Genomic DNA, 25,897 nt, shown 5'->3' with positions numbered 1-25,897 from the left:
GTGCACGACCACGCGACCGCGCCGCCGCACGCGCACCCGGACGCGCCGGCCCCCCGCCCCCACCGGTGGCGGGCCCTCGTCCTGCTGTGCGTCGCCCAGTCCATGCTGATCATCGACATCACCGTGGTGAACGTCGCCCTGCCGTCCGTCGCCGCCGACCTGCACCTCGGCCGCGGCGGCCAGACCTGGGTCGTCACCGCGTACTCGCTGTGCTTCGGCGGCCTGCTGCTGCTCGGCGGCCGGCTCGCCGACACGATCGGCCGCAGGCGCGCCTTCCTGCTCGGCCTCGCGCTGTTCACCGCCGCGTCCCTGGCCTCCGGCCTCGCCGCCACCGGCGGGATGCTCATCGCCGGGCGCGCGGCCCAGGGCGTCGGCGCCGCGCTGCTGTCCCCGGCCGCCCTCTCGATCGTCACCACCACCTTCCACGGCCCCGAGCGCAACCGCGCCCTCGGCGTGTGGGCGGGCATCGGCGGCACCGGCGCCGCCGTGGGCGTGCTGGCCGGCGGCCTGCTCACCAGCGGCCCCGGCTGGAAGTGGGTGTTCTTCGTCAACGTCCCGGTCGGGCTGGCGGTGCTGGCGCTGCTGCCGTCGGCCGTGGCGCACATCCCGCCGGTGCGCCGCCCGCTGGACCCAGGCGGCGCCGTCACCGCCACGCTCGCCGCCGCCGCCCTCATCTACGGCCTGGTCCAGGCGGGGGAGCACGGATGGGGCGCCGCCCGGGCGCTGACCCCGATCGGCGCCGCCGCCGTGCTCGCCGCCGCCTTCCTGCTGATCGAGCGGGCCGTCCGCACGCCGCTCGTCCCGCCCGCCCTGCTGCGGCGCCGGACGATCGCGTCCGGCAACGTGCTCATGGTGGCCGCGTCCGCGCTGCTGCTGTCGGGGTTCTTCCTCTGCTCGCAGTACCTGCAGAACCTGCTGGGGTTCTCCGCGGTGAAGACCGGCCTGGCGTTCCTCCCGGCCGCCGTCGCGACCATCGCCGGCGCCCACCTCGCCTCGCACCTGGCGGGCCGGACCGGCACCCGGCCCGTCGCGGCCGCCGGCTTCCTCGTCGCGGCGGCCGGGGTGCTCCTGCTGGCGCGCGCGCCCGCGGCGGGCCACCTCCTGCCCGACGTCCTCCCCGGATTCGTGCTGCTGGCCGTCGGCGCGGGCGCCGGCTTCGTCAGCGCCACCATGACCGCGATGAGCGGGATCGGGCACGAGGAGGCCGGGCTCGCGTCCGGCGTCGTCAACACCGGCCACGAGATCGGCGGGGCCCTCGGCATCGCGCTGGCGACCGCCATCGCGGGCGCGAGCATAGGCGGGCGCACCGCCGGCGGCTTCCACACCGCGTTCACGACCTTCGGGGTGGCGGCCGCCGTCGTCGCGCTGCTCGCCCTCGTCCTCGTGCCGCCGGGCCGCCCCGACCTCGGCGACGGCCCGGTGTTCGCGCACTGACGCCCCGTACGCTGATCCCATGACCCCCGCGACCACGCGCCGCCGCGCCGACGCCGAGCGCAACATCGAGGCCATCCTCGACGCCGCCCTCGCCCGCCTCGGCCGCGACCCCTCGGCCAGCATGACCGAGATCGCCAAGGCCGCGGGGGTCGGGCGGGTCACCCTCTACGGGCACTTCCCGTCCCGCGAGGCGCTCGTGGACACCCTGTTCGACCGGTCGCTGGCCGACGCCGACGCCGTCCTCGGCGCCGTCGACGTCGACGCCGGGCGCGCGGACGAGGCCCTTGCGCGCCTCGTCCGCTCGTCCTGGCGCGTCCTGGACCGGCAGCGCACCGTGCTGACGGTCGCGCTGCGGGTGCTCGGACCCGCGCGGGTCCGCGACCGGCACGCCCCCGTCCTCGCCCGCCTTGAGCGGCTGCTGCGGCGCGGCCGCGACGAGGGCGTCTTCACGGCCGCCGCGCCGCCCGGCTGGCAGGTCACCGCCGTCTACACGCTGATGCACGCGGCCGCGCAGGAGGTGGACGAAGGGCGGCTGGACGCCGCGGAGGCCGCGGAGACGCTGGTTTCGACGATCTTGGGCGCCCTCGGCGGCGGCGCGGCCGGGGGCGGCCGGTAGGCTCCGCCGCATGGCCGTCTACGCGCTGGGAGACCAGGTCCCCGACATCCATCCGACCGCGTACGTCCATCCGGGCGCGACCGTCATCGGGTCCGTGACCCTCGCCGAGGGCGCCACCGTCTGGCCGGGCGCCGTGCTGCGCGGCGACTACGGCGCGATCACCGTCGGCGCCCGCACGTCCGTCCAGGACGGCACCGTCGTGCACACCACCGAGGCGTGGCCGACCGTCATCGGCGCCGACTGCGTCGTCGGCCACAACGCCCACCTCGAAGGCTGCGTCGTGGAGGACCGCTGCCTCGTCGGGTCCGGCTCCGTCGTGCTCAACCGCGCCCGCGTGGAGACCGGCGCCGTCGTGGGCGCGGGGGCCGTCGTCACCGAGGGCGCCGTCGTCCCGTCCGGGCACACCGCCCTCGGCGTCCCCGCCAAGCCCCGGCCCGGCGGCATCGACGAGAAGTGGCACGCCGAGGCGGTCGCGATGTACGTCGCCAACGGGCGCCGCTATGCCGCCGAGCTCGAGCTGATCGAGGACTGACGCGGGGAGGCGCACATGCTCGACGGACGTCCCCTCATCGACGCCCACGTCCACACCGCGCGGCTGCCGACCCTGCCCCCGGCCTGGCGGCAGTGGGCCGAGGAGTTCGGCTCCGCGCACCCTTGGCAGGACCTCTACGACGACTCCGGCACCCTCGTCCCCGACCGCGTCGACGCCTACTTCGCGTCCGAGGGCGTGGACGTCGCGCTGCTGCTGTGCGAGTACAGCCCCAAGACCACCGGCTACCAGCCCATCGAGGACCTGGTGCCGCTCGTCAAGCACAACCCGCGCCGCTTCAAGCCGGTCGCCAACGTCAACCCGCACCTGCACTACCCGATCGACGCCGAGCTAGAGCGCCAGCTCGGGTTCGGCGCCGTCGCGCTCAAGCTGCACCCGGTGCACGGCGGGTTCTCCGTCGCCGACCCCGAGCTGTACCCGGCCTACGCGCTGTGCCGGGACGCGGGCGTGCCGGTCGTCGTGCACTGCGGCACCAGCTCCTTCCCCGGCTCGGCCAACCGGTACGCCGACCCGACGCCGATCGACGACGTCCTCCGGCTGTTCCCCGGGCTGACGTTCGTGCTGGCGCACGGCGGGCGCGGCTGGTGGTACGACGCGGCGGCGTTCCTCGCGCTGTCCCGCGAGGGGGTGTGGATCGAGCTGTCGGGGCTGCCGCCGCGCCGCCTCCCCGAGTACTACGCCCGGCACGACCTGAAGCGGCTGGCCCGCAAGTTCGTGTTCGGGACGGACTGGCCGGGCGTCCCGGGCATCGCCCGCAACGCCCGTGCCGTCGCCGGCCTCGGCCTGGACGAGGAGACCGTCTCGCTCGTCCTCGGCGGCAACGCGATGCGGGTCTACCCCGGCATCGCGGACGACCTCGGCTCGGACCAGGGCACCGGATAGGGCAGTGTTCGGGGCAGAGCTCGGGACAAGGCATCGGCGGCTGATTCGGGCGTCCGAAACCGGGGCGCCGTTTTCGCGGGCCCGCGAACGGTGATCGGGACGGTACCCGCGGGGCGCCCGGCGCGTCCCGAACCCCCCGACGGAGGACACCATGCTCGCGATCGTCGCCGCGATCGTCTTCGCCCTCGCCCTGCTCGCCGACCTCGCCGACGTGTCGTCGGACGCCATCAACAACGGGACGCTGACCGTCCTCGGGCTGCTGCTCCTGTCGCTGCACTTCGCGGGCGTCGGCGCCGGCCGGGACTGGCGCCACTACACGCGCCGCCGCCGGCGCTGACCGCGCTCGGCCCCGCACCGCCGGAGGCCGCACCAGCACAACTCCGCGACAGCGCAGGTCCGCACAGGCGCCGCCGTGTTCACCGCCACCGCCCGCGCGTTCGTGATCTACAACGTAAAGGCATCGGGCCGGTCAGTCGGCGGGGTCGTGCGCGAACGCGCGGAGCGCGCCCGGCTCCACCACGGTGATCCGCCGGCGCCCCGTCCGTACCAGGCCCGCGCGGCGCAGCACCGCGAGCGCGCGGGCGACGGTCTCGCGCGAAGCGTCCATCCAGCTGCCCAGCTCCTCCTGCGACAGCGGCGGGCCGATGTCCACCGAACCGTCCGCGGACGGCGGCGCGTACGCCGCCGACAGCTCGGCGAGATGCGCCAGCAGCATCGCCAGCCGCCGCGCGCCCTGCGCCGACACGTTCGCCCGCACCCGCCGGTCCGCGTCGTCCAGCCGCCGCACGAACGTGCCGCTCACCAGCCGCCAGACGCCCGGATGGGCGTCCAGGAACGCGGTGAAGCGGCCGGCCGGGACGACCAGCCCGCGGACCGGGGTGAGCGCGGTGACGGTCGCCGACCGGTGCCGGCTGCCGAGCACCGCGCTCTCGCAGACCAGGTCGCCGGGGCCGCGCACGGCCAGCACCACCTCGTGGCCGTCCGGCGTCGTGGACGTCACCTTCGCCCAGCCCGACCGGATGACGATGATGTGGTCGGAGTCCTCGCCCTGGTAGCACAGGGGCGCCCGCGCCGGGTAGTTGCGCTGCCGGGCCGCCGCCGCCAGCGCGGCGCGCTGGCCGTGGTCGAGCTCGGTCCAGAAGCCGTCGCCGCCGGGCGCGGCGGGGGCGGCGAGGCCGCCGAGGGGCGGTGTCCTGGTGTTCACGGGGTGCCGGCTTTCCGAGCCCCGCGGGGCTCACGGGTCGGGACGGACGGGCGCGCGCCGGTGCGCGCCGCCTGGTGAACCGGTACCCGCGGCAGATGGGGGGAGTGGGGCGGTGAGGCCCAGTGCCGCGGATACCGGTCCGCTCGTGCGGCCGCCGCGGCCGGACCCGGTGCCCGGTCGACGGCCGTCATCGCCCGTCCCGCGGCGGCGTGCGTGCTCTCCGCATGTCCCTAGGAGAACCCCTCATTGATCCACATGCTGCGCGCGCGGGCGCACCGCGTCTGCGTCATCTGACACTTTCGCGGAAAATTGCAGCCGGGAATTCCCACGCCGCGAGAATCCGTGCGCGTCCCGCGGCGCGGCGGGACCGGCGGGCTAGCGGGAAAGGGCGTTCAGCAGGCGGTTCACGGGACTGGAAAGGTTCCAGGAGTCGGCGAGCTCCACCAGGGCCTCGGCGTCCCGCGGTTCGGAGGGCAGCCGGTCGTCCAGCTTCGCCAGCTCCGGCGCGTCGATGTCGGTGACGACCCGGACCACGGTCTCGGCGGACGCCAGGTACTCCCGCGCCGCCTCCATCCGCTTGCGGGCGCCCGCCGGGAACCCGTCGGTGATCCCCGCGTCCAGCGCCGCCAGGATGCCGTCGACCGACCCGAACCGGGTGATCAGCGCGGCGGCGGTCTTGTCGCCGACGCCCGGCACGCCCGGCAGCCCGTCGCTCGGGTCGCCGCGCAGCGTCGCGTAGTCGCCGTACCCGCGGCCGGGGATGCCGTACTTGGCCGCGACCTCCGCCTCGCCCATGACCTGCAGGTTCCTGATGCCGCGCGCGGTGTACAGCACCGACACCGGGCCGGCGTCGTCGACGAGCTGGAACAGGTCCCGGTCGCCGGTGACGATGTCGACCGGGCCGTCCGCCGCGCCCCGCACGGCGAGGGTGCCGATGACGTCGTCGGCCTCGTAGCCGGGGACGCCGATGCGGGCCAGCCCGAACGCGTCCAGCACCGCGTCGATGACGGGCAGCTGCGCCTCCAGCGCGTCGGGCGTCTGGTCGCCGCCGTCCTCGGCGACCCGGTGCGCCTTGTAGGACGGCAGCGCCTCGACCCGGAACGCCGGCCGCCAGTCGGCGTCCATGCAGCAGACGAGGCGGTCGGGGGAGCGGTCCTGGACGAGCCGGGCGATCATGTCGATCAGCCCGCGGACGGCGTTCACCGGCATGCCGTCCGGCGCCGTCACCGACTCGGGCACCCCGTAGAAGGCGCGGAAGTACAACGACGGCGTGTCCAGCAGCATCAGCCCGCTCATGGCCTCATGCTCCCACGCGCCCCCGACATCCCGGCGGCGCCACGGCAGGCCGCCCGGACGCGCCGCCCGGACGTGCGGGCCGGTCGGCTCGGTTCAGGCGACCCGCACGGCGAGCACGCACGTGTCGTCGTCGGGATTGGCGGCGCCGAGCGAGCGCAGCACGTGGTCGATGACGGCGTCGGGCCCGGCGCCCGGACGCTCCGCCGCTGCGGCGAGCAGCATCCGGAACCCGTCGGCGAGGTCGCGGTCGCGGCGCTCGACGAGCCCGTCGGTGTAGAAGAGCAGCAGGTCGCCGCGGTGCAGCCGGGTGATGACCGCCTCCAGGTCCGGCGCCTCGTGCGCGCCGAGCAGCACGCCCTCGGGGGCCTCCAGCAGCGCGGCGGCGCCGTCGCGGACCAGTAGCGGCGGCGGGTGCCCGGCCCGCGCCCAGGTCAGGACGCGGGACCCGGGCTCGTAGCGGGCGGCGACGGCGCTCGCGGTCAGCGGCCGGTCCCGCCCGCGCGCGGGCTCGTCGAGCGGCGTCCGGTTCAGCAGCATCCGGTTCAGCGCCGCCAGCAGCCGGTCGGGCGGCGCGCCGGTGCAGGCCAGGCCGCTGAGCGCGTTGCGGACGCGCGCCATCCCGGCCGCGGCGGGCGGCCCGTGCCCGGCCACGTCCCCGATCGCGAGGAAGACCTCGCCGCCGGACAGCGGGGTCGCCTCGTACCAGTCGCCGCCGACCCGCGTCGCGCCGCAGGCGGGCAGGTAGCGGACGGCGGCGCGCAGCCCCGGCAGGTCGCGCGGGCCGCGGGGGAGGGGCAGCAGCGCGCGCTGCAGTTCCACGGCGGTGCGCCGCTCCTCGGCGACGCGGCGGCGCTGCCGCACCAGCTGGAGCCGGGTGGCCGCCAGCAGCTCGTCGCAGCGGCCGCGCGAGGCGTCCTGGAAGACGGCGCGCAGCGCGACGGGTTCGCCGCGGGCGTCCAGGACCGGCTCGGCCATCGCGCGCAGGTGCCGGACGGCGCCCCCGGCGCGGACGCGGAACTCCGCCTCGGCGGGCTCGCGGCGGCCGAGCAGGGCGCGCGTGAAGTGCTCGGCGTGCCGCCGGTCGGCGGGGACGACGTGCTCGGCGAGCCGGTCCAGGGGCACCGGCCCGGCGGCGGGGTCCCGCCCGAACAGCTCGTACAGCCCGGCGGACCAGCGGGCCCCGCCGGTGGCCAGGTCCCAGCGGCCCCAGCCGAGGCCGCCGAGCCGCTCGACGAGCGCGAGCCGCGCGGCGGGATCGGCGTCGTCCTCCGGGCCGGCGGGGTCGCCGGCGGAAGCGGCGCGCGGAAGCGGCACGTCGCCGCGGTCCGGAGCCCGGCCGGACGCCGGCGCGGCCGGGAGGCGGGCCTGGGCCGCTGCGTTCGGGGCGGCGCCGAGCAGCAGCGCGGCGGCCGTCTCGGGTTCCACGCCGGCCCCGGCGGCGAGTTCCAGCAGCCGGTCGTAGGCGGTCTCCACGTCGCAGCCGAACCGCTCCGCCAGCACGCCCTTCGCCTGCTCGACGGTGGCCTGCCCGGCGGTGGGCGGCTCGACGGCGGGCCGCTCGGCGAGGGTGGGAACGCGGGCCGCCGCCGTATCCTCGCGTCCGGCGGTGTCTCGGGTGCGCCGCATCGGCTCAGCCGCGGCGCGGCGGCGCGGGCGGGCCGGGGCGGCGGCCCGGCGGCGTTGTTGGGATCCTGGTGCGGTATCCGAGGCGGTGCGAACTGTGTCGGAGCACGGACAGAATGTAACAGGAGCAGGTCACAGGGGAGGAGGAAGCGGTGATCCGCGGCGCGGCCCACGCCCGGCGGCGGGGCGGCCCGGCACCGCGACCGGTATGGAGACGGATGTGACAACGGAGTTGTATCCGCGCGAGCGGCTGGGGCGGGTGCGCGAGGCGACCGCGAAGGCGGGCCTCGGCGCGGTCCTGCTGACGCCCGGCCCGGACCTGCGCTACGTCACGGGCTACGACGCCAAGCAGCTCGAGCGGCTCACCTGCCTGGTGGTGCCGGCGGACGGCGAGGCGTTCCTGGTCGTGCCGCGGCTGGAGCTGCCGGCGGCGCAGGAGTCGCCCGCCGGCTCGCTCGGCGTGGAACTGGTCCCGTGGGACGAGACCGACGACCCGTACGCGCTGGTCGCCCGCCGCCTGCCGGGCGGCCTGGCGTCGGTGGGCGTGGCCGACCGGATGTGGGCGGTAATGGCGCTGCGGTTCCGCGCCGCGATGCCGGGCGCCGAGCAGGTCGCGGCGGGCGGCGTGCTGCGGGAGCTGCGGATGCGCAAGAGCGCGGCCGAGGTCGCCGCGCTGCGCGAGGCCGGCGCGGCGATCGACCGGGTGCACCGGCGCGTGCCGGAGTTCCTGCGGGCCGGCCGGACGGAGCGGGAGGTCGGCCGGGACATCGCCGACGCGATCATCGCGGAGGGCCACGAGGCCGTCGACTTCGTCATCGTCGGGTCGGGCCCGAACGGCGCGAACCCGCACGCGGAGCTGTCGGACCGGGTGATCCGCGCGGGCGAGCCGGTGGTGGTCGACATCGGCGGGACGATGCCGAGCGGCTACTGCTCGGACTCCACCCGCAACTACTGCGTGGGCGAGCCGCCCGCCGACTACGCCGCCTACTTCGCGGTGCTGGAGGAGGCGCAGCGGCTGTCCCGCGAGGCGGTCCGGCCGGGCGTGACACCGGAGGCGGTGGACGCGGCGGCCCGCGACGTCATCGCGGCGGCGGGGCACGGCGAGCACTTCTTCCACCGCACCGGGCATGGCATCGGCCTGGAGTCGCACGAGGACCCGTACATCGTGGCGGGCAACCGCGAGCCGCTGGAGCCGGGAATGGCGTTCTCGATCGAGCCGGGCATCTACCCGGGCCCGCACGGCGCGCGCATCGAGGACATCGTCGTGTGCACCGAGGACGGCCACGAGCCGATGAACGTGACGGAGCGGGGCCTGGTGGTCGTCGGCTGATCCTCCGGCCTCCCGGGGCCTCCGGGGGGTGAGGGCGCGAAGGCGCGGACGTTTTCGTCCGCGCCTTCTGCTTGTTTTCGGTCGGCGGAAAATGACCCGGAAACAGGCCGGTAACGATCTCTGTACTAAATGCGCCAGCCGGTGCCGCGCGTATTGCGGTCCGGCCGTCCCGCCATGTACCACCTTGTTTCGAGTTACGCCGGGGTAGCGCTTGTCGAGCAGAGGAGACGCCGTGGCAGAGGTCGACCTGACCAGCGTCGGGAAGGTCTATCCCGACGGGACGCGGGCCGTGACCGACCTGAACCTCAGCATCGCCGACGGGGAGTTCCTGGTGCTGGTCGGACCGTCCGGCTGCGGCAAGACCACCGCCCTGCGGATGGTCGCCGGGCTGGAGGACATCTCCGAGGGCACCGTCACGATCGGCGGCCGCGTCGTCAACCGGGTCCCCGCCCGCGACCGCGACGTCGCCATGGTCTTCCAGAGCTACGCGCTCTACCCGCACCTGTCGGTGCGGGACAACATCGGGTTCGGGCTGTCGCTGCGCAAGCTGCCCAAGGCCGAGATCCGCGAGAAGGTCGACCGCGCCGCGGAGATCCTCGGCCTGACCGACCACCTGGACCGCAAGCCGCGCAACCTGTCGGGCGGCCAGCGGCAGCGGGTGGCGATGGGCCGCGCGATCGTCCGCGAGCCGCAGGCGTTCCTGATGGACGAGCCGCTGTCCAACCTCGACGCCAAGCTGCGCGTCCAGATGCGCGCGGAGATCGCCCGCATCCAGCGCGACCTCGGCGTCACCACGATCTACGTCACGCACGACCAGACCGAGGCGATGACGCTCGGCGACCGGGTCGCGGTGATGAAGAAGGGCGAGCTCCAGCAGGTGGCACCGCCGCAGGAGCTCTACGACCGGCCGGCGAACCTGTTCGTCGCCGGCTTCATCGGCTCACCCGCCATGAACCTGCTGCACGGCGCGCTGTCCGGGGACGCGGCGAACCCGCGCCTGGAGATCGGCGGCCAGACCCTGACGCTGCCGGCCGCGGTGCTGCACGAGCGCCCCGGCCTCGCGTCCTACCTCGGGCGCGACGTCGTCGTCGGGATCCGTCCCGAGGACATGGAGGACTCCGAGCTCGTGGAGACGCCCGAGGGGTCCGGGCTGACCTCCACCGCCGACCTCGTGGAGGCGATGGGCTCGGACGTGCTGGTCCATTTCGCGGTCGAGGCCGCCCAGGTCGTCACCGAGGACACCAAGGAGCTCGCCCGGGACGCGGGGACCGACGTGCTGGGGCACATGGAGCGGCCCCGCACGGACCTGGTCGCGCGGTTCAGCCCCCGCACCCGCGTGAAGGTCGGCGACCCGGTGACGATCCGCGTCGACACCGGTCGCCTGCACTTCTTCGATATCGAGTCCGGCGCGTCGATCTGGGGATCGGACGCGGCCGGTTCGCTCAGGAAGGATGAGGGATGAGGGTCAGCAGAGGGATGGGCCACCGGACGGTGGGCGCCGCCGTCGCGGCGGGGCTGCTGCTGTCGGCCGCGGCCGCGTGCGGCGGTGGCGACGACGACAAGGGCGGCGGCTCGAAGACCTCCGGGGGGACGGAGCTGAAGGGCGTCACCGTCTCGGTGGCCGCCAAGTGGACCGGGACGGAGGAGACCAACTTCCGCAAGGTCCTGCAGGCGTTCGAGAAGCAGACGGGCGCGACCGTCCAGTACGCCTCGACCGGTGAGAACACCGACGCCTACCTCGGGCCGAAGCTGGCCGCGCACAACCCGCCGGACGTGGCGATCCTGCCGCAGCCGGGCCTGATGCAGCAGTACGCCGCCAAGGGCCAGCTGAAGCCGCTGGCCGACGACGTGGTGTCGGAGGTGTCGCAGAACTTCTCGCCGTACTGGAAGGACCTCGGCTCCTACCAGGGCAAGACCTACGGCGTGATCGCCAAGGCGGCCTACAAGTCGATCATCTGGTACCGGCCGCAGGCGTTCTCCGACGCGGGCGTCCAGCCCCCGGCGGCCTGGGCCGACCTGGTGAAGGACGCCGGCACGCTGCAGGACTCGGGCACCACCCCGTTCACGCTGGCCGCCGGCCCCCAGGACTCCTGGACGCTGACCGACTGGTTCGAGAACGTCTACCTCTCGCAGGCCGGCCCGGACAACTACGACAAGCTGGCCAAGCACGAGATCAAGTGGACGGACCCGACGGTCGCCAAGGCGCTGCAGACGCTCGCCGAGATCTGGGGCAAGCCGCAGTTCCTCAACGGCGGCGTCGCCACTGCGACCAAGACCAAGTTCGACGAGTCGATCACGCAGGTCTTCGGCCAGAACAAGGCCGCGATGGCCTACGGCGGCGACTTCGCCGCGGCCAACATCGGCACCACCAAGGCCAAGGTCGGCACCGACGCGAAGGTGTTCGCCTTCCCGAAGGCCGGCGACACCGCCCCGGCGGTCATCGGCGGTGACGTCGCGGTCGCGATGAAGGACGGCAAGGGCGCGCAGGCGCTGATGAAGTTCCTCGCCTCCCCGGACGCCGGCAAGGTCTGGGCCGGGCTCGGCGGCTACCTGACGCCGAACAAGTCCGTCCCGCCGGACGCCTACTCCGACCCGATCGCCAAGCAGCTGATCCAGCAGATGCAGCAGGCCGGCGACGCCGCCCGCTACGACATGTCCGACCTCGCGCCCGCCGCGTTCGGCGCGACGCCGGGCGCCGGCGAGTGGGAGGCGCTGCGCCAGTTCGTGAGCAAGCCGACCGACGTCAAGGGGACGCAGGCCAAGCTGGAGGCCGCGGCCGCCAAGGCGTTCAAGTAGGGGAGCGGACGACCCCGGATGAAGCCTACGAATGAGGGGGTGCCGCCGGCCGCGACGGCCGGCGGCGCCGCCGCCGTCACCGGCCCTGCCGCACCGGGCCGCGGGCGCGGCGCGCGCGAGCGGCTGACGCCGCCGTCGTGGCTGGCGCTGATGTTCCTGCTGCCCGCGCTGCTGCTGCTCGGCTTCCTGGTCGTGTACCCGATCGTGTACTCGGTGATCCGCAGCTTCTTCGACGCCTCGGGCGGCTCGTTCGTCGGCTTCGACAACTACACCGGGGTGTTCCAGGGGCACGACGACCTCGTCGCGGTGCGCAACACCGTGGTGTGGGTGGTGGTCGCGCCCACGCTCGTCACGATCATCGGGCTGTTCTTCGCCGTCCTCACCGAGCGGATCCGGTGGGCGACGGCGTTCAAGCTCGTCGTCTTCATGCCGATGGCGATCTCGTTCCTCGCCTCCGGCGTCATCTTCCGGCTGGTGTACCAGCAGGACCCCGACCAGGGCGTGGCGAACGCGGCACTGGTCGCGATCCACGACACCTTCAAGTCGGGCACCGCCTATCCGGGCGCGGGCCCGCGCACCGGCGGCGACCAGCTCGTCCACATGCAGGGCGGCGCGGTGGTCGGGTCCAGCCCGGTGTCGGCAGGGCAGACCGCGCTGCTGCCCCTCGTGAAGGTCAAGCCCGAGTACCTGCCGAAGGACGCGAAGCCGGCCGCGCAGCCGCCGGCGGCGAAGGCCGGGCAGGTGACCGGGACCGTCTGGTTCGACTTCACCAAGGGCGGCGGCGGCGAGCTGAACAAGCCGAACGCCGGCGAGTCCGGGCTGCCCGGCGTCAAGGTGGAGGCGGTGCGCGGCGGGAAGGTCGTCGCCACGGCGACCACCGGCAAGGACGGCGCGTTCACCTTGAAGAAGGTGCCGTCGGGCCCGGTCACGCTGCGGCTGCCGAAGAGCAACTTCACCGCCTCCTACGGCGGCGCCGAATGGCTCGGCAGCACGCTGATCACGCCGGCGATCATCGGGTCGTACCTGTGGGTGTGGTCCGGGTTCGCGATGGTGCTGATCGCCGCGGGCCTGGCCGCGATCCCGCGCGACGCGCTGGAGGCGGCCCGGGTGGACGGCGCGACCGAGTGGCAGGTGTTCCGGCGGGTGACGATCCCGCTGCTCGCCCCGGTGCTGGTCGTCGTGCTGGTCACGCTCGTCATCAACGTGCTGAAGGTGTTCGACCTGGTGTTCATCATCGGCGGCGGCGATCCGAACGCCAACGTGCTGGCGCTGCAGATGTGGACCAAGTCGTTCGGCGGCGGCAACGACCCCGGCTCCGGCAGCGCGATCGCGGTGCTGCTGTTCCTGCTGGTGCTGCCCGCCATGCTGTTCAACATCCGGCGACTGCGGCAGGAGCGGAAATGAGCACCGCGGACGGCACTGACGTCACCCCGGACGGCGCGCCGGACGACGGCACCGGCACCGGTGCGGGCGCCGCGCCGGAGAAGGACCGCGAGGCGAAGGGCACCACCGCGGCGGCCGCCGCGAACGGGGCGGCGGGCGCGCCGCGCCGGAGCGTGGCGTCGCGCCTGGTGGGCCGGGCCGGCGGCACCGTCGTGCAGGTGCTGCTGGTGCTGGTCGCGCTGTTCTGGCTGGTGCCGACGTTCGGCCTGTTCGTGGAGTCGCTGCGCTCCACCGAGGACAACAACGCCGGCGGCTGGTGGAAGATCTTCTCCCACCCGTCCCAGATCACGACCAGCGCCTACAGCTCGCTGCTGGACAAGCCCGACTTCGTCGACTCGTTCTGGAACACCGTGCTCATCACGGTGCCCGCGACGGTGCTGGTCGTCGCGATCGCCTCGCTCGCGGCGTACGCGTTCGCGTGGCTGGAGTTCCCCGGCCGCGACTGGCTGTTCCTGATCGTCGTCGCGCTGCTGGTGGTGCCGGTGCAGGTCGCGCTGCTGCCGGTCGCGAAGCTCTACGGGAACATCGACGTCGGCGGGTTCAAGATGTACGGCTCGATCACCGGCGTGGTGCTGTTCCACGTCGCGTTCGGCCTGCCGTTCGCGATCTTCCTGCTGCGCAACTTCTTCGCCGCGATCCCCCGGGACCTGCTGGAGGCGGCCCGGATGGACGGCGGCTCGGAGTGGACGATCTTCCGGCGGGTGATCTTCCCGCTGGGCGGCCCGGCGATCGCCTCGCTCGGCATCTTCCAGTTCCTGTGGGTGTGGAACGACCTGCTGGTCGCGCTGGTGTTCGCCAACACCGGGGCGCAGCCGATGACCAAGTGGCTGCAGTCGCAGATGCGGCAGTTCACCGGCAACATCGACATCCTCGCGCCCGGCGCGTTCCTGTCGCTGCTGGTGCCGCTGGTCGTGTTCTTCGCCTTCCAGCGCTACTTCGTCCAGGGCGTCCTCGCCGGTTCGGTCAAGTAGCGGACGCGCCCGTGCGGCGCGCTGGGCGTACCGGTGCGCGCGCCGGGCATGGCGCGAAGACGGGAAAGGCCCGTGCGGGGGATCGCCCCGCACGGGCCTTCGCGTCACCGGGGGCGGCTCCGGCCTCCGGCCGGGGCCGCCGGGATCAGTCGACGGCCTTCTTCAGGTCCGGCGCGGCGGCGGCCGCGGCGCCCGGGTGGCCGATCGCGAGGCCGCTGGCCGGGTCGAAGAAGTGCAGCCGCTTGGTGTCCACGGCCAGGTCGATGTCCTGCCCGGGCCGCACGTGCGAGCGGGAGTTGACGCGGGCGGTCCACAGCGCCTTGTTGTCCACCAGCGGGATCGCCATGTCGGCATCGCCCTCGGCGGCGTCCTCGGCGAGGTCGGCGGTGTCCTTGTGCTCGACCGGCGGGGCGTCGATGGTGAAGATGACGTTGATCTCGCTGCCGAGCTCCTCGGTGACGCTGCTCTTCACCGACATCGGCGCCCAGTCGGGGTTGGCGTGCGCGGCGTCCTCGAAGTCGGACGGGCGGACGCCGAGGATCACCTCCTTGCCGATGTAGTCGCGCAGCGCGGGACGGTCGTTGAGGAGCGCGTCCGGCACCGGCAGCGAGAACCCGGCGAAGGAGACCTGCGCGCCGCCGTCGCCCCGGTCGAGCCGGGCGGTGACGAAGTTCATCGCGGGCGAGCCGATGAACCCGGCGACGAACATGTTGACCGGGTTGTCGAACAGCCGCTGCGGGGTGTCGACCTGCTGCAGCTTGCCCTCGCGCAGCACGCACACCCGCGAGCCGAGGGTCATCGCCTCGATCTGGTCGTGGGTGACGTACACGGTGGTGACGCCGAGCCGCTCGTGCAGCTGGCTGAGCGAGGCCCGCATGGACACGCGGAGCTTGGCGTCGAGGTTGGACAGCGGCTCGTCCATCAGGAACGCCTGCGGCTCGCGGACGATCGCGCGGCCCATCGCGACGCGCTGGCGCTGGCCGCCGGACAGGGCGGCGGGCTTGCGGGACAGGAACTGCTCGAGGCCGAGCATCTTCGCGGCCTCGTGCACCTTCTGCTTGATCTCCGACTTCGGCGTGCCGCGCAGCTTCAGGCCGAACGCCAGGTTCTGCTCGACGGTCATGTGCGGGTAGAGCGCGTAGTTCTGGAACACCATCGCGATGTCGCGGTCCTTGGGCGCCAGGTCGTTGACGACCTGGCCGCCGATGGAGATCTTGCCGCCGCTGATCTCCTCCAGGCCGGCGATCATCCGCAGCGCGGTCGACTTGCCGCAGCCGGACGGGCCGACCAGCACCATGAACTCGCCGTCCTGGATCGTCAGGTCCAGGCCGTCCACCGCCTTGACGCCGCCCGAGTAGACCTTGTCCACCTGGTCCAGCTTGATCTCGGCCATCCCGCCCCCTTTGGAAACGTTTCCCATCCACCCCTGCTCAGCAGGGCTTTCTCTCAATGGCTGGAGTAAACAACATGGAATCGTTTCCATGGGAGAGTTGATCAGGATAAGATCGCAGATCTGCGGATATGGGGAGGCGAGGCGGCCGGTGGGGGACGGGCGATCGGCGACGATCAAGGACGTGGCGGCCGCGGCGGGCGTCGGCATCGCCACGGTGTCCCGGGTGTTCTCCGGCGGCTCGGTCAGCGCGGCGACCCGCGAGCGGGTGCTGGCCGCGGCCGCCGAGCTGGACTACCGGCCGAGCGCCCTCGGCCGCGGCCTCAAGCTGCGCCGCAGCGGCGGCATCGGCCTCGTGCTGCCCGGCGTCACCGACCCCTTCCACGCCGAGCTGGTCGCCGGCGTGCTGGCCAGCGCCCGCACGCTCGGCGGGCACGTGATCGTGGAGGCGTCGGAGGGCGACCCCGCGCAGGAGGCCGAGATCGTCGACCGGCTCGTCGAGCAGCGGGTGGACGGGATCATCGCGCTGCCCGCCGGGGACGAGGCCGACTGGCGCGCCGCCGTCCGGGTCTGCTCCAGCGTGGTGTTCGCCGACCGGGTGCTGCCCGGCCTGCCGGAGATCCCCGCGGTGCTCGCCGACGACGCCGGCGGCGTCCGGTCCCTGGTGGAGTACCTCGCCGGGCTCGGGCACCGGCGGATCGCGTTCCTCGGCGGCGCCGCGCCCGGCGAGCGTCCCGGCGTGCGGGAGCGCGCGTTCCGCGACGCGCTGGCCCGGCTCGGCGTCCCGGTGGAGGAGGACCTGGTCGTCGCGGCGCGGCCCGCGCGGGACGCCGCGTACGCCGCCGCGGCGGGGCTGCTGCAGCGCCGCGCGGACGTGACCGCCGTGCTCGCCGCCGGGCACCTGCTCGGCGAGGCCGCCGTGCTGGTGGCCCGGGAGCTGGACCTGCGCGTCCCCGCCGACGTGTCGATCGCGATGGTCGACGACGTGGCGTGGGCGGAGCTGTGCGACCCGCCGCTGACGGCGGTGGCGCGGCCGGGCCGCGACATCGGCCACCGGGCGTGCGAGCTGCTGCTCCGCGACCAGGCCCGGCGCGGCCGGGGCGGCCCGCTGCTGCTGCCGACCGAGCTGGTGGTGCGGGGGAGCTGCGGCGCGCTGCGCGGCTCCCGGCGCTGACCCCCCCGCCGTCAGGGCCCGCTTCCGGTGGTGGACGGGCGATTAGAGCTGATCTGTGATCTGCTGGGGTCACGTGCGCCGCCCCGGCACGCTAGATTTCCCGCGTGGAGGAGATCGATCGTCAGATCATGGCGCTGCTGGCCGACGACGGGCGGATGAGTTTCACCGATCTGGCCAAGCGGACGGGCCTGTCGGTGTCGGCGGTGCACCAGCGGGTGCGGCGGCTGCAGAAGCGCGGCGTCATCCGGGGCTTCACCGCCCAGCTCGACAACGAGCAGATCGGGCTGCCCCTCACCGCGTTCGTGTCGATCAAGCCGATCGACCCGGCGGCGCCCGACGACGCGCCCGACCGGCTGACCCACCTGGAGGCGATCGAGGCCTGCCACTCGGTCGCGGGCGACGAGAGCTACATCCTGAAGGTCCGGGTGGCGTCCCCCAACGAGCTGGAGGAGCTGCTGCAGCAGATCCGGGCGGCGGCGAACGTCGCCACCCGGACCACCGTCGTGCTCAGCACCCCGTGGGAGGGGCGCCGCCCGTCGCTGTGAGGACGCGCGCGGGCGGCCGCCCCGGCGCGTGCGGCGCGCGCGCTCACGAACGCGGGGCGAACGCCTCCAGCGCCTCGCGGGCCAGGTACATCGAGTCCCACGGGTCGGCGTCCGGCCCGGTGAGCTCCGGGTCGAAGTTCAGGTCGACGAACAGTTCGGTCACGCCCTGCTCCTCCAGCGCGGCGAAGTCGGCGATGATCTGCTCGTAGGTGCCGGTGAGCGGGCGCCGGCCGTCCTCGGGCGGCGCGGCCTCCTCGGTGCGGACCCGCACCGCGCCCCGGCAGACGAACCGCAGCGCCGCCGAGTCGCGGCCGGCCTTGTCGGCGGCGTCCCGGACGATCTCGATCGAGCGGCCGATCGCGGCCAGGTCGGCGCGGCTGGAGCTGACCCAGCCGGCGGCGAGCCGCCCGGCGCGGCGCAGCGCGCCCTCCGACGCGCCGCCGAGCAGGACCGGCGGCTCGGGCTCCTGCAGCGGACGGGGGTCCATGGTGACGGGCGGGACGTCGTAGAACTCGCCGTGGAACTCGCTGACCTCGCCGGGCTCGCCCGTCCACATCGCGCGCAGCGCGGCGAGGAACTCCTCGGCGCGGGCGCCGCGCCGCTCCATCGACGCGCCGACCGCGGCGAACTCCTCCGGCATCCAGCCGTTGCCGAGCCCGAGGTCCAGCCGGCCGCCGGTGACGTGGTCCAGGGTGATCGCCTGCTTGGCGAGCATGGCGGGGGAGTAGAACGGCATGTTCGCCACGGCGACGCCCAGCCGCACCCGGCTGGTGTAGCCCGCGAGGTAGGCGAGCGTGACGAGCGGGTCGGGCACGTTGCGGTAGGTCTGGTCGGCCGAGCCGGCCGGGTTGACGACGCGCTGGAGCGTCCACAGGGAGTGGTAGCCGAGCTCCTCGGCCCGCTGCGCGATCAGCACCTGGTTGGCCGGAGTGGACCACGCCCCCGCCACCGGTACTGCGAACCCGATCTGCACGGCGCTCCTCCTCCTCGTCGGGCCGCACCTTACAGCGTCAAGGGCGGAGCCCGGTGCGGCGTGGTCGAAGCGCCGAATCTACCGGACTCGCGGTCGCCGGAACGCCTCCCGCAACGCCGCGTGCGCGGCGCGCGGGGCGGCCAGATGGTCCAGCGCGAGCAGCGCGGCGCCGAGCAGCGGCGGGTCGTCCGGGACGATCAGCCGGGCGCGCGGCGCGAGGGCCGCGTAGCGCTCGGCGACCGCGTCCATCAGCAGCGGGCGGCGGGCGGCGAGCACGCCGCCGCCGAGCACCACGTCGGCCGGGGAGTCCAGCAGGCCGAGGCGGCGCAGCGCGACCGAGCCGAGGACGGCGATCTCCTCGGCCAGGCGCAGCACGACCTCGCGCGCCACCGCGTCGCCGGCCTCGGCGGTGTCGATCAGCACCGGCGCGAGGGCGGTGAGCCGCCCCTCGTCGAACTCGCCGAGGTGGATGCCGAGCCCGACGTCGATGGCACGGTCCACGCCGAAGTGGGCGGCGACCGCGCCGGTCAGCGCGGTGCGCGGGCCGCGGCCGTCCTCGCCGCGGATGGCGTGCCACAGCGCGGCGCGGCCGAGCGCGCCGCCGCCGCCCCAGTCGCCGGTGTGCTCGCCGAGCGAGGGGAAGCGGGCGGTGCGGCCGTCGGGGGCGACGCCGGCGCAGTTGATGCCGGCGCCGCAGACGACCGCGACGCCCCAGCCCTCGGTGACCGCGCTGCGCAGCAGCGCGAACGTGTCGTTGCCGACCACCGCGGTGGGCGCGAGCCCCCGCTCCAGCAGCAGCCCCTCCAGCCGCTCCTCCTCGCCCGGCAGGTCGACGTTGGCCATGTAGGCGGCGAGGTGGACGACGTCGCCGGGCGGTACGCCGGCCTCGGCGAGCGCGGCGCCGATGACCGAGGCGAGCGCGTCCACGGCGCCGTCGAGCCCGGTGGCCTGCGGCCGGAACCCGGCGCCGCGCGCGGTCGCCAGCAGTTCCCCGCCGGTCCCCGCCACGGCCGCGTCGATCTTGCTGTTGCCGCCGTCCACCGCGACGAGCACCTCGTCCCGGCGCCGCGCCGGCGCTGCGGCCATCAGGCGGCCCACGGCAGGTGGGCGCGGTTCGCGGCGACCAGGTCGCGGGCGAGCCGGTCGGCGAACGCGAGCTGCCCGACCAGCGGGTGGGCCAAGAGCGCGTCCGCGACCCGCTCGACGCCGCCGCGCAGCGCCGCGTCCAGCGCCAGCTCCTCGTAGCCGGACACGTGCGCGACCAGCCCGGAGAACAGCGGCTCGAGCGGCGGGACGGGCAGCGGGACCGGCCCGGACGCGGTGATCCGCGCGGGCACCTCGATCACGGCCCGGTCGTCCAGGAACGGGAGCGTGCCGCCGTTGCGGACGTTGACGACCTGCGCGTCGCCGCGTCCGGTGAGCAGCGACACGGCGAGCTGCACGGCGGCCTCGGAGTAGTAGGCGCCGCCGCGCTCCTCCAGCCGCGCGGGCTTGGTGTCCAGGACGGGGTCGGCGTACATGGCGAGCAGGTCGCGCTCCAGTGCGGCGACCTCCTCCGCGCGCGTCGGCGCGCCGCGCTGCTCGCGCACGACACGGTCGTGCTCGTAGAAGTAGCGCAGGTAGTAGGACGGGACTGCGCCGAGCCGTCGCACGAACGGCGCGGGCAGCCCGGACATTCCGGCCAGGTCCTCGGCGTGGCCGTCGAGCAGCTCGGGCAGGACGTCGCGCCCGTCCAGCGCGATCGAGCGCACCCAGGTCAGGTGGTTGAGGCCCGCGTGGCCGAGCGCGATCCGCTCGGGCGCCGCGTCGAGCAGCGCGGCGGCGCGGCGCTGCACGCCGATGGCCACGTTGCACAGCCCGACGGCGCGGTGCCCGGCGTCCAGCAGCGCGCGGGTGACGATGCCGACCGGGTTGGTGAAGTCGATGATCCACGCGTCCGGGGCACGTGCGGCGACGCGCTCGGCGATGTCCAGCACGACCGGGACGGTGCGCAGCGCCTTGGCGAGCCCGCCCGCCCCGGTGGTCTCCTGCCCGACGCAGCCGCACTCCAGCGGCAGCGTCTCGTCGACCCGCCGGGCCGCCTGCCCGCCGACCCGGAGCTGGACCAGCACGACCGCGGCGCCGTCCACGGCCGCGTCGAGGTCGCCGGTCGTGACGACCTTCGCGGGGTGGCCGGCGCGGGCCAGCATCCGCGCGGCGAGCCCGCCCACGAGCTCCAGCCGCCGCGCGTCCGGGTCGGCGAGGACCAGCTCCGACACCGGCAGCGCCGCCCGCTCGCGGGCGATCCCGTCGACCAGCTCCGGGGTGTAGGTGGACCCGCCCCCGATGACCGTCAGCTTCAACCCTTCACTCCCGTCAACGTCACACCCTGGATGAACACGCGCTGGGCGAGGAAGAACACCACCAGCACCGGCATGATGGTCAGCAGCGTCGCCGCCATCGTGAGGTTCCACTCGACGTGGTGCGCGGCGCGGAACGTCGCCACGCCGATCGCGAGGGTCCAGTTCTCCGGCTTGGCGTACACCAGCGGCCCGTAGTAGTCGTTCCAGCAGTAGAAGAACTGGAACAGCGCGACGGCCGCGAGCGCGGGCTTGGCCATCGGCAGCACGACCCGCAGCATGGTGCGCAGCTCCCCGCAGCCGTCGACCCGCGCGGCGTCGGCGTACTCGCGCGGGATCGTCACCAGGAACTGGCGCAGCAGGAAGATGGAGAACGCGTCGCCGAACGCCTGCGGGATGATCAGCGGCCAGAGCGTCCCGGTGAGGTGGAAGCGGGACCACACGATGTACAGCGGCACCATCGTCACCTGCGGCGGCAGCATCATCGCCGAGATGACCACGACGAGCGCGAGGTTGCGGCCGCGGAACCGGAAGCGCGCCAGCGCGTAGGCGACCGGGACGCTGGACACCAGCATCAGCGCGGTCGACAGCGCCGCGTACACGGTGCTGTTGACCGTCCACCGCACCATGTCGCCGCTGAAGGCGCGGCGGAAGTTCTCGAAGTGCCATTCCCTCGGCCACAGCGAGGTGCTGAGCGCCTGCGAGTCGCTCATCACGGCGGTGAGGAACATGAACGCCAGCGGCGCCAGGAACATCACCGCGAGGACGACCGCGGCGGCGTGCGTGGCGATCCACATCAGCGTGCGGCGGCCCCGCCCCCCGTGGGCCGGGACGGCTCCCGTCGTGGCGGTCACTGCGCCTCCTCTCCGGCGAACGCGCGGAACTGCCGCAGCAGGAGGAGCGTGAACGCCATCGCGATGACGAACATGACCAGCGCCAGCACGCACGCGTATCCCATGTTGAACTGCCGGAACCCCTCGTCGTAGAGCCACTGCGGGAACGTCAGCGTCGACCCGCCGGGGTAGCCGGGCGCGAACTGGGTGCCGGGCAGGTCGGCCTGCCCGGCGGCGACCTTCCCGGCGACCATGGCCTGCGTGAAGTACTGCAGCGTCTCGATCACGCCGGTGACGGCGGCGAACGCCAGGACGGGCGAGACCGTCGGCAGCGTGATGTGCCGGAACCGCGCCCAGGGGCCGGCGCCGTCGATGGCGGCCGCCTCGTACAGCGACCGGGGCACATTCAGCAGCGCCGCCAGCAGGATGATCATGACGTCGCCGACCGCCCACAGCCCGAGCAGCGACAGGCCGGGCTTGGCCCACGCGGAGTCGTTGAAGAAGTCCGGCAGCGAGAACCCGAGATGGCGGGCGATCACCGGGAACGGGCCGGTGCCGGGGTTCAGCACGAACACGAACGCCACGGTCGCCGACACCGGCGGGATCAGGTACGGGACGTAGAACACCGCCCGCAGCAGGTTGCCGCCGCGCCTGATCCGGGTGAGGAGCTGCGCGACGCCGAGCCCGAACAGCACCCGGAGCGGGACGAGGACCGCCACCAGCCACAGCGTGTTGCGCATCGCCGCCCAGGCGTCGCCGTCGTGCAGCAGGTAGCGGTAGTTGTCCAGCCCGACGTACTTCAAGGTGAACAGGTTGTAGCGGGTGAAGGAGAAGTAGACGGTCGCGGCGAGCGGGTAGGCGAAGAACAGCCCGAACCCGGCCAGCCACGGCGACAGGAACGCCAGCACCCGCAGCCGCCGCCGGCGGCCGGCCCGGGACGCCGTCCCGAGCCGGCCGCGCCGCAGGGGCAGGCGCAGCGAGCCGGAGGCCACGGCGTCAGCCCCCGGCCAGCTTCAGCGACGCGTCGACCTTCCCGTCGAGGCCGGTGAGCGCCCTGCCGAGGTCGCCGGCCTTGCCGGGCTCCCACTGGTCCTGGACGAACTGCTGGAACTTCACGACGTAGTCGTTGCCGTTCGGGGTGGGCGGCGTCGTGGCGCTCGCGGGGTTCTTGAAGATGTCGAGGAACGTCCTGAACTGCGGCGGCAGGCTCAGGTCCGGCGAGGACAGCGAGGCGATCGTGGTGGGGACGTTGCCGAGCGCGTTGGCGAAGGTGACGAGCGCGCCGGTGTCGGTCGTCAGGTAGCGGATGAACTCCCACGCGGCGGCGCGGTGCTTGGCGCCGCGCGGGATGCCGATGACGGTGCCGGTGACGAATCCGCTGCCGTAGCGGGCGTCCTGCCCGTCGGGGACGGGGGCGGGCGCCGTCCCGTAGTCGACCTTCGGCGCCTCCTCCTGCATGAACTTGGTGCGCCACTCGCCGTCGACGGCCATGGCGACCTTGCCCTTCTCGAAGGGGTTGGACGACTCGAACTCCTGGCCCATCGAGTGCAGGAACTTCTTGACGTCGTCGTAGCCGTACCAGTCGATGAGGCTCTTGTCCCACTGCAGGTACGCCTTGACGGCGGGGTCGGCGGCGAAGGCGGCGCGCCCGTCGGGGGTGAGCCACTTCGCGCCGAACTGGGTGGCGAGGTGCTGCACCTGGTGCTCGTAGTACTGCGCCGACGGCATGAACCCGGCGACCTTGATGCTCCCGTCGGGGTTGCGGACGGTGAGCTTCTTGGCCAGCGCGGTCAGCTCGGAGAACGTGCGCGGCGGCTGCTCGCCCTTCATCAGGGCCTTGTTGTAGTAGAGCCCGTAGGCGTCGGCGAGCAGCGGCATCGCGCACCGGCGGCCCTTGTACTGCGTGTACTGCTGGACCGGCTTGGGGAACTGGTTCATGTCGAGCCTGGACCCGGCGATGTCGCCGGACAGGTCCTGCCAGGCGCCGCTCTGGCACCACTGCCCGACGCTGTCGGTGGTGAACGACGACACGACGTCGGGCGGGTTGCCGCCGCGGATGGCGTTGGTGATGCGGTCGTCGGTCTGGTCCTTGACGAGCTTGACGGTGATGTTCGGGTGCAGCTTGTGGAAGCCCGCGACGGCGTCCTGGAACGCCTTCACCTCGTGCGGGGCGCTCCAGCCGTGCCAGACCTCGATGGTCTGCTTGTCCCCGACCTTCGGGCCGCCGGACTGGCCGCCGTTGCCGCCGGCCGTACAGGCCGTGAGGCCGAGCCCGGCGGCGGCCAAAGCCGCGGCGAGCCGGCGCGTTGTCGATGTGCGCACTCCGGTTCTCCTTCGGGGGAGGGACGGCCGGTGCCGCCGTCCGCTGTGGGGGAGTGGGGTGGGATGGGTGCGGTCGGTCCGGGGGACGGGGCGGTTCGGAGAGGGGGCGGTTGAGGAACGGGGCGGCTCAGGGACGGGGCGTGTCGGGGACGGTCGTGGAGAACACCTCGTCGCGGGTCTCCTGGAGGGCCAGTTGCAGCGCGCCGGCGACGACCGGGTTGCCCCGCAGGGAGCTGAGCCGGACCTCGGGGCGCGGGATCGTCAGGCTGTGCAGGTGCTGCCGGACGCGGGCGCGCAGCGGCTCGCCGCCGGCGCGCAGGACGTCGCCGGTGAGCACGACCAGGGCCGGGTCGAGGACGGCGACGACGGTGGCGAGGGTGGCGCCGAGGCGGGTCGCCAGCTCGGTCAGCGCGCGTTCGGCGCGGGCCCCGGCGTCGGCGGCGGTGCGCGTCCCCGCCGGCGTCGCGCCGACCTCGGCGGCGGCGCGGCCGAGCGCGGTGGCCGCGTCCCGGCCGCGGAACCCGTGCTCGCGCATCAGCTTCAGCACGGCCGCGCCGCCGGTGAGGCTGTGCACGCCGCCGGTGTGGGTGCGGCGCACGTCGCGCATCAGCGGGGCGCCGACCGCGGGCGCGTAGCCGATCTCGCCGGCGCCGCCGGTCGCGCCGCGGTGGAGCGCGCCGTCCAGCACGACGGCCATGCCGACGCCGTCGGCGACCCACAGCAGCACGAAGTCGCGGGTCCCGGCGGCCTGCCCGCCGGCGCGCTCGGCGAGCGCGGCGAGGTTGACGTCGTTCTCGATGGCGATCCGGACGCCGAGGCCGCCGGCGAGGGTGTCGACGAGGTCGGGGATGTGCCAGCCGGGGATGTGCGCGGCGTAGCCGAGCCGTCCGGTGGACGGGTCGATCGCGCCCTGGATGCCGATGACGGCCCGGTTCAGCGCGGTGCGGGCGAGCCCGGCCGCGGCGGCGGCCTTGTCGAGGGCCTCCGCCATCCGGGCGACCACGTCGACGCCGGTGCGGGCGGGGGTGGGGAGGGTGTGCTCGCCGACGACCGTCCCGGTCAGGTCGGCGACGCTGACCCTGATGCGGGCCGGGGTGACGTCGGCGCCCGCCACGTGGGCGGCGGCCCCGTTGACGCGGTACAGCTCGGCGGTCCGGCCGGGGAGCCCCTCGCGCAGGCCGTCCCGCACGACGAGGCCGGCCTCCTCGAGCCGGGCGAGCAGCTGCGAGGCGGTCGGCTTGGAGATGCCGGTGAGGTCGGAGATCTGCGGGCGGGTGAGCGGGCCGCGGGCGAGCAGCGCCTCCAGCGCGGCGCGGTCGTTGATGGCGCGCAGCAGGCTCGGGGTCCCGGGGACGGGCGCGGTCACGGCGGCTCCTCGGAGAGTTAAGAAGGTTTCCTAACTTGGAGGAGAAAGTAAGGACTCTTAACGAACACGTCAAGACCCTGCGACGGCCGGTTCCGGGCGGGCGGCCGCGCGGGCGGCCCGAGGGGAGGGCACGGCGGAGGTCACGGATGAGGGCGTGACGGGGCGCCGGGAGGGCGGCGGGCGGTCAGGGCGGGGAGTCGAGCGGGCGGGCCGGGGGCGCGTCAGGGGGCGGCGACGATGAAGCCGACGTTGCCGAACCCGATCTCGTCGCCGGGCCGGACGCGGGCCGGGCCGGTGAGCCGCCAGCCGTTCACCCGGGTGCCGTTCATCGAGCCCAGGTCGGAGACCATCCAGCCCTCCTCGGCCTGGTACAGCTCGGCGTGGAAGCGGGAGACGGTCAGGTCCGTCAGCACGAACTGGCAGGCGGGGGCGCGGCCGACCACGATCCGGGACGACCCGGCGGGCGGCAGCACGAAGCGCGGCAGCCGGGGGCCCCGCCACGCCGCCTCGATCCGCGCGGTCACCTGCGAGACGGTCGCGACCAGGCCGGTCAGCCGGCCGACGACGCGGCTCGTGGGGGGCAGGTCGTGCACGATGTCGTCCAGCTCGGCGCGGCTGCGCGCCTGCAGCACCTGGTCGACGCGGCGTTCGAACGTCTCGTGCGACATCCGGCCCTCGGACACGCGCTCGCTGAGGACGCGCAGCACCCGGTCCCGCTCGGTGTCGGACGCTCGCACCGGGTAAGAGGGCTGACCGTCCATGGCTGTGAGTATCCAGTCCCCGTCGTCGGCTGTCCAGAATGGCCGTCAG

The 25,897-nt window shown here is 74.2% G+C and carries 24 protein-coding genes; 12 read left to right on the top strand and 12 right to left on the bottom strand.

From position 1 onward, the window contains the following. The 5 genes from amrb99_RS35190 (at nucleotide 1) to amrb99_RS35170 (ending at nucleotide 3,819) form a co-directional block, all read left to right on the top strand. Nucleotides 1–1,434: an MFS transporter gene (locus amrb99_RS35190; protein WP_347256982.1), complete on the top strand. Its 1,434-nt coding sequence runs from the start codon at nucleotides 1–3 to the stop codon at nucleotides 1,432–1,434. A gap of 19 nt (nucleotides 1,435–1,453) precedes the next feature. After that, nucleotides 1,454–2,050 (top strand): TetR/AcrR family transcriptional regulator, encoded by a 597-nt coding sequence (locus tag amrb99_RS35185; protein ID WP_190864455.1) that lies wholly within the window; start codon nucleotides 1,454–1,456, stop codon nucleotides 2,048–2,050. A gap of 10 nt (nucleotides 2,051–2,060) precedes the next feature. Continuing rightward, nucleotides 2,061–2,582 (top strand): gamma carbonic anhydrase family protein, encoded by a 522-nt coding sequence (locus amrb99_RS35180; protein WP_190864453.1) that lies wholly within the window; start codon nucleotides 2,061–2,063, stop codon nucleotides 2,580–2,582. Between the two features lie 15 nt (nucleotides 2,583–2,597). Then, complete coding sequence (locus amrb99_RS35175) at nucleotides 2,598–3,482, top strand: amidohydrolase family protein (RefSeq protein WP_190864450.1); 885 nt, start codon at nucleotides 2,598–2,600, stop codon at nucleotides 3,480–3,482. A gap of 151 nt (nucleotides 3,483–3,633) precedes the next feature. Further along, nucleotides 3,634–3,819, top strand: a complete 186-nt coding sequence (locus amrb99_RS35170) for a hypothetical protein (protein WP_190864448.1) — start codon at nucleotides 3,634–3,636, stop codon at nucleotides 3,817–3,819. Nucleotides 3,820–3,951: 132 nt separating this feature from the next. Here amrb99_RS35170 and amrb99_RS35165 read toward each other — a convergent pair whose 3' ends face one another. From amrb99_RS35165 to amrb99_RS35155, 3 genes are all read right to left on the bottom strand, one after another. Next, entirely contained in the window at nucleotides 3,952–4,686 is a 735-nt protein-coding gene (locus amrb99_RS35165) for a cyclic nucleotide-binding domain-containing protein (protein ID WP_190864446.1), read from the bottom strand. Between the two features lie 375 nt (nucleotides 4,687–5,061). Beyond that, entirely contained in the window at nucleotides 5,062–5,982 is a 921-nt protein-coding gene (locus tag amrb99_RS35160) for a 5'-3' exonuclease (protein ID WP_190864444.1), read from the bottom strand. 93 nt (nucleotides 5,983–6,075) lie between these two features. Further along, a complete protein-coding gene (locus tag amrb99_RS35155; protein ID WP_190864442.1) occupies nucleotides 6,076–7,608 on the bottom strand; it encodes a SpoIIE family protein phosphatase in 1,533 nt (510 codons plus the stop codon). Between the two features lie 217 nt (nucleotides 7,609–7,825). On the opposite strand from amrb99_RS35155, the gene amrb99_RS35150 reads away from it, so the two are divergent. From amrb99_RS35150 to amrb99_RS35130, 5 genes are all read left to right on the top strand, one after another. After that, nucleotides 7,826–8,935, top strand: coding sequence for a Xaa-Pro peptidase family protein (locus amrb99_RS35150; RefSeq protein WP_347256981.1), 1,110 nt, complete (start codon nucleotides 7,826–7,828; stop codon nucleotides 8,933–8,935). A gap of 232 nt (nucleotides 8,936–9,167) precedes the next feature. Continuing rightward, on the top strand, nucleotides 9,168–10,397 hold the full coding sequence (gene ugpC, locus amrb99_RS35145) for a sn-glycerol-3-phosphate ABC transporter ATP-binding protein UgpC (protein WP_190864438.1): 1,230 nt from the start codon (nucleotides 9,168–9,170) through the stop codon (nucleotides 10,395–10,397). After that, nucleotides 10,394–11,731: an extracellular solute-binding protein gene (locus amrb99_RS35140; protein ID WP_190864436.1), complete on the top strand. Its 1,338-nt coding sequence runs from the start codon at nucleotides 10,394–10,396 to the stop codon at nucleotides 11,729–11,731. Before ugpC (amrb99_RS35145) ends, amrb99_RS35140 begins: the two co-directional genes overlap by 4 nt. An 18-nt stretch (nucleotides 11,732–11,749) precedes the next feature. Then, complete coding sequence (locus amrb99_RS35135; protein WP_190864434.1) at nucleotides 11,750–13,135, top strand: ABC transporter permease subunit; 1,386 nt, start codon at nucleotides 11,750–11,752, stop codon at nucleotides 13,133–13,135. Next, on the top strand, nucleotides 13,132–14,145 hold the full coding sequence (locus amrb99_RS35130) for a carbohydrate ABC transporter permease (protein ID WP_190864432.1): 1,014 nt from the start codon (nucleotides 13,132–13,134) through the stop codon (nucleotides 14,143–14,145). Before amrb99_RS35135 ends, amrb99_RS35130 begins: the two co-directional genes overlap by 4 nt. Nucleotides 14,146–14,290: 145 nt before the next feature. On the opposite strand, the gene ugpC (amrb99_RS35125) is transcribed toward amrb99_RS35130, so the two are convergent. Then, nucleotides 14,291–15,538: a sn-glycerol-3-phosphate ABC transporter ATP-binding protein UgpC gene (gene ugpC / locus amrb99_RS35125; protein WP_190864430.1), complete on the bottom strand. Its 1,248-nt coding sequence runs from the start codon at nucleotides 15,536–15,538 to the stop codon at nucleotides 14,291–14,293. A 148-nt stretch (nucleotides 15,539–15,686) separates the two neighbouring features. Here ugpC (amrb99_RS35125) and amrb99_RS35120 point away from each other — a divergent pair, with 148 nt between their 5' ends. Beyond that, the gene (locus amrb99_RS35120) at nucleotides 15,687–16,709 is read left to right on the top strand and encodes a LacI family DNA-binding transcriptional regulator (protein ID WP_347256980.1); all 1,023 of its coding nucleotides are present in this window, start codon (nucleotides 15,687–15,689) and stop codon (nucleotides 16,707–16,709) included. 104 nt (nucleotides 16,710–16,813) lie between these two features. Then, nucleotides 16,814–17,254 carry a winged helix-turn-helix transcriptional regulator gene (locus amrb99_RS35115; RefSeq protein ID WP_190864425.1) on the top strand — a complete coding sequence of 147 codons (441 nt, stop codon included), beginning with the start codon at nucleotides 16,814–16,816 and terminating at the stop codon, nucleotides 17,252–17,254. Between the two features lie 43 nt (nucleotides 17,255–17,297). Here the strand turns inward: amrb99_RS35115 and amrb99_RS35110 are convergent, their stop codons facing one another. From amrb99_RS35110 to amrb99_RS35075, 8 genes are all read right to left on the bottom strand, one after another. Beyond that, a complete protein-coding gene (locus tag amrb99_RS35110; RefSeq protein ID WP_190864423.1) occupies nucleotides 17,298–18,227 on the bottom strand; it encodes a TIGR03619 family F420-dependent LLM class oxidoreductase in 930 nt (309 codons plus the stop codon). A gap of 78 nt (nucleotides 18,228–18,305) precedes the next feature. After that, nucleotides 18,306–19,313 carry a BadF/BadG/BcrA/BcrD ATPase family protein gene (locus amrb99_RS35105; RefSeq protein WP_190864421.1) on the bottom strand — a complete coding sequence of 336 codons (1,008 nt, stop codon included), beginning with the start codon at nucleotides 19,311–19,313 and terminating at the stop codon, nucleotides 18,306–18,308. Continuing rightward, nucleotides 19,313–20,569 (bottom strand): 6-phospho-beta-glucosidase, encoded by a 1,257-nt coding sequence (locus amrb99_RS35100; RefSeq protein WP_190864420.1) that lies wholly within the window; start codon nucleotides 20,567–20,569, stop codon nucleotides 19,313–19,315. Before amrb99_RS35100 ends, amrb99_RS35105 begins: the two co-directional genes overlap by 1 nt. Then, complete coding sequence (locus tag amrb99_RS35095) at nucleotides 20,566–21,420, bottom strand: carbohydrate ABC transporter permease (RefSeq protein WP_347256979.1); 855 nt, start codon at nucleotides 21,418–21,420, stop codon at nucleotides 20,566–20,568. Before amrb99_RS35095 ends, amrb99_RS35100 begins: the two co-directional genes overlap by 4 nt. Continuing rightward, nucleotides 21,417–22,391: a sugar ABC transporter permease gene (locus amrb99_RS35090; protein WP_347256978.1), complete on the bottom strand. Its 975-nt coding sequence runs from the start codon at nucleotides 22,389–22,391 to the stop codon at nucleotides 21,417–21,419. The genes amrb99_RS35095 and amrb99_RS35090 overlap by 4 nt, the downstream gene beginning before the upstream one ends. Before the next feature lie 4 nt (nucleotides 22,392–22,395). Then, a complete protein-coding gene (locus amrb99_RS35085) occupies nucleotides 22,396–23,721 on the bottom strand; it encodes an ABC transporter substrate-binding protein (protein WP_190864418.1) in 1,326 nt (441 codons plus the stop codon). Between the two features lie 127 nt (nucleotides 23,722–23,848). Then, nucleotides 23,849–25,087: an ROK family protein gene (locus amrb99_RS35080; RefSeq protein WP_190864416.1), complete on the bottom strand. Its 1,239-nt coding sequence runs from the start codon at nucleotides 25,085–25,087 to the stop codon at nucleotides 23,849–23,851. A 221-nt stretch (nucleotides 25,088–25,308) separates the two neighbouring features. After that, the gene (locus amrb99_RS35075) at nucleotides 25,309–25,848 is read right to left on the bottom strand and encodes a DUF1707 and FHA domain-containing protein (protein ID WP_190864413.1); all 540 of its coding nucleotides are present in this window, start codon (nucleotides 25,846–25,848) and stop codon (nucleotides 25,309–25,311) included. Nucleotides 25,849–25,897: the final 49 nt, after the last annotated feature.

Source organism: Actinomadura sp. RB99, from assembly GCF_014706005.1.
Classification (GTDB): domain Bacteria; phylum Actinomycetota; class Actinomycetes; order Streptosporangiales; family Streptosporangiaceae; genus Spirillospora.
This window is presented reverse-complemented; position numbering and strand designations above follow the sequence as displayed.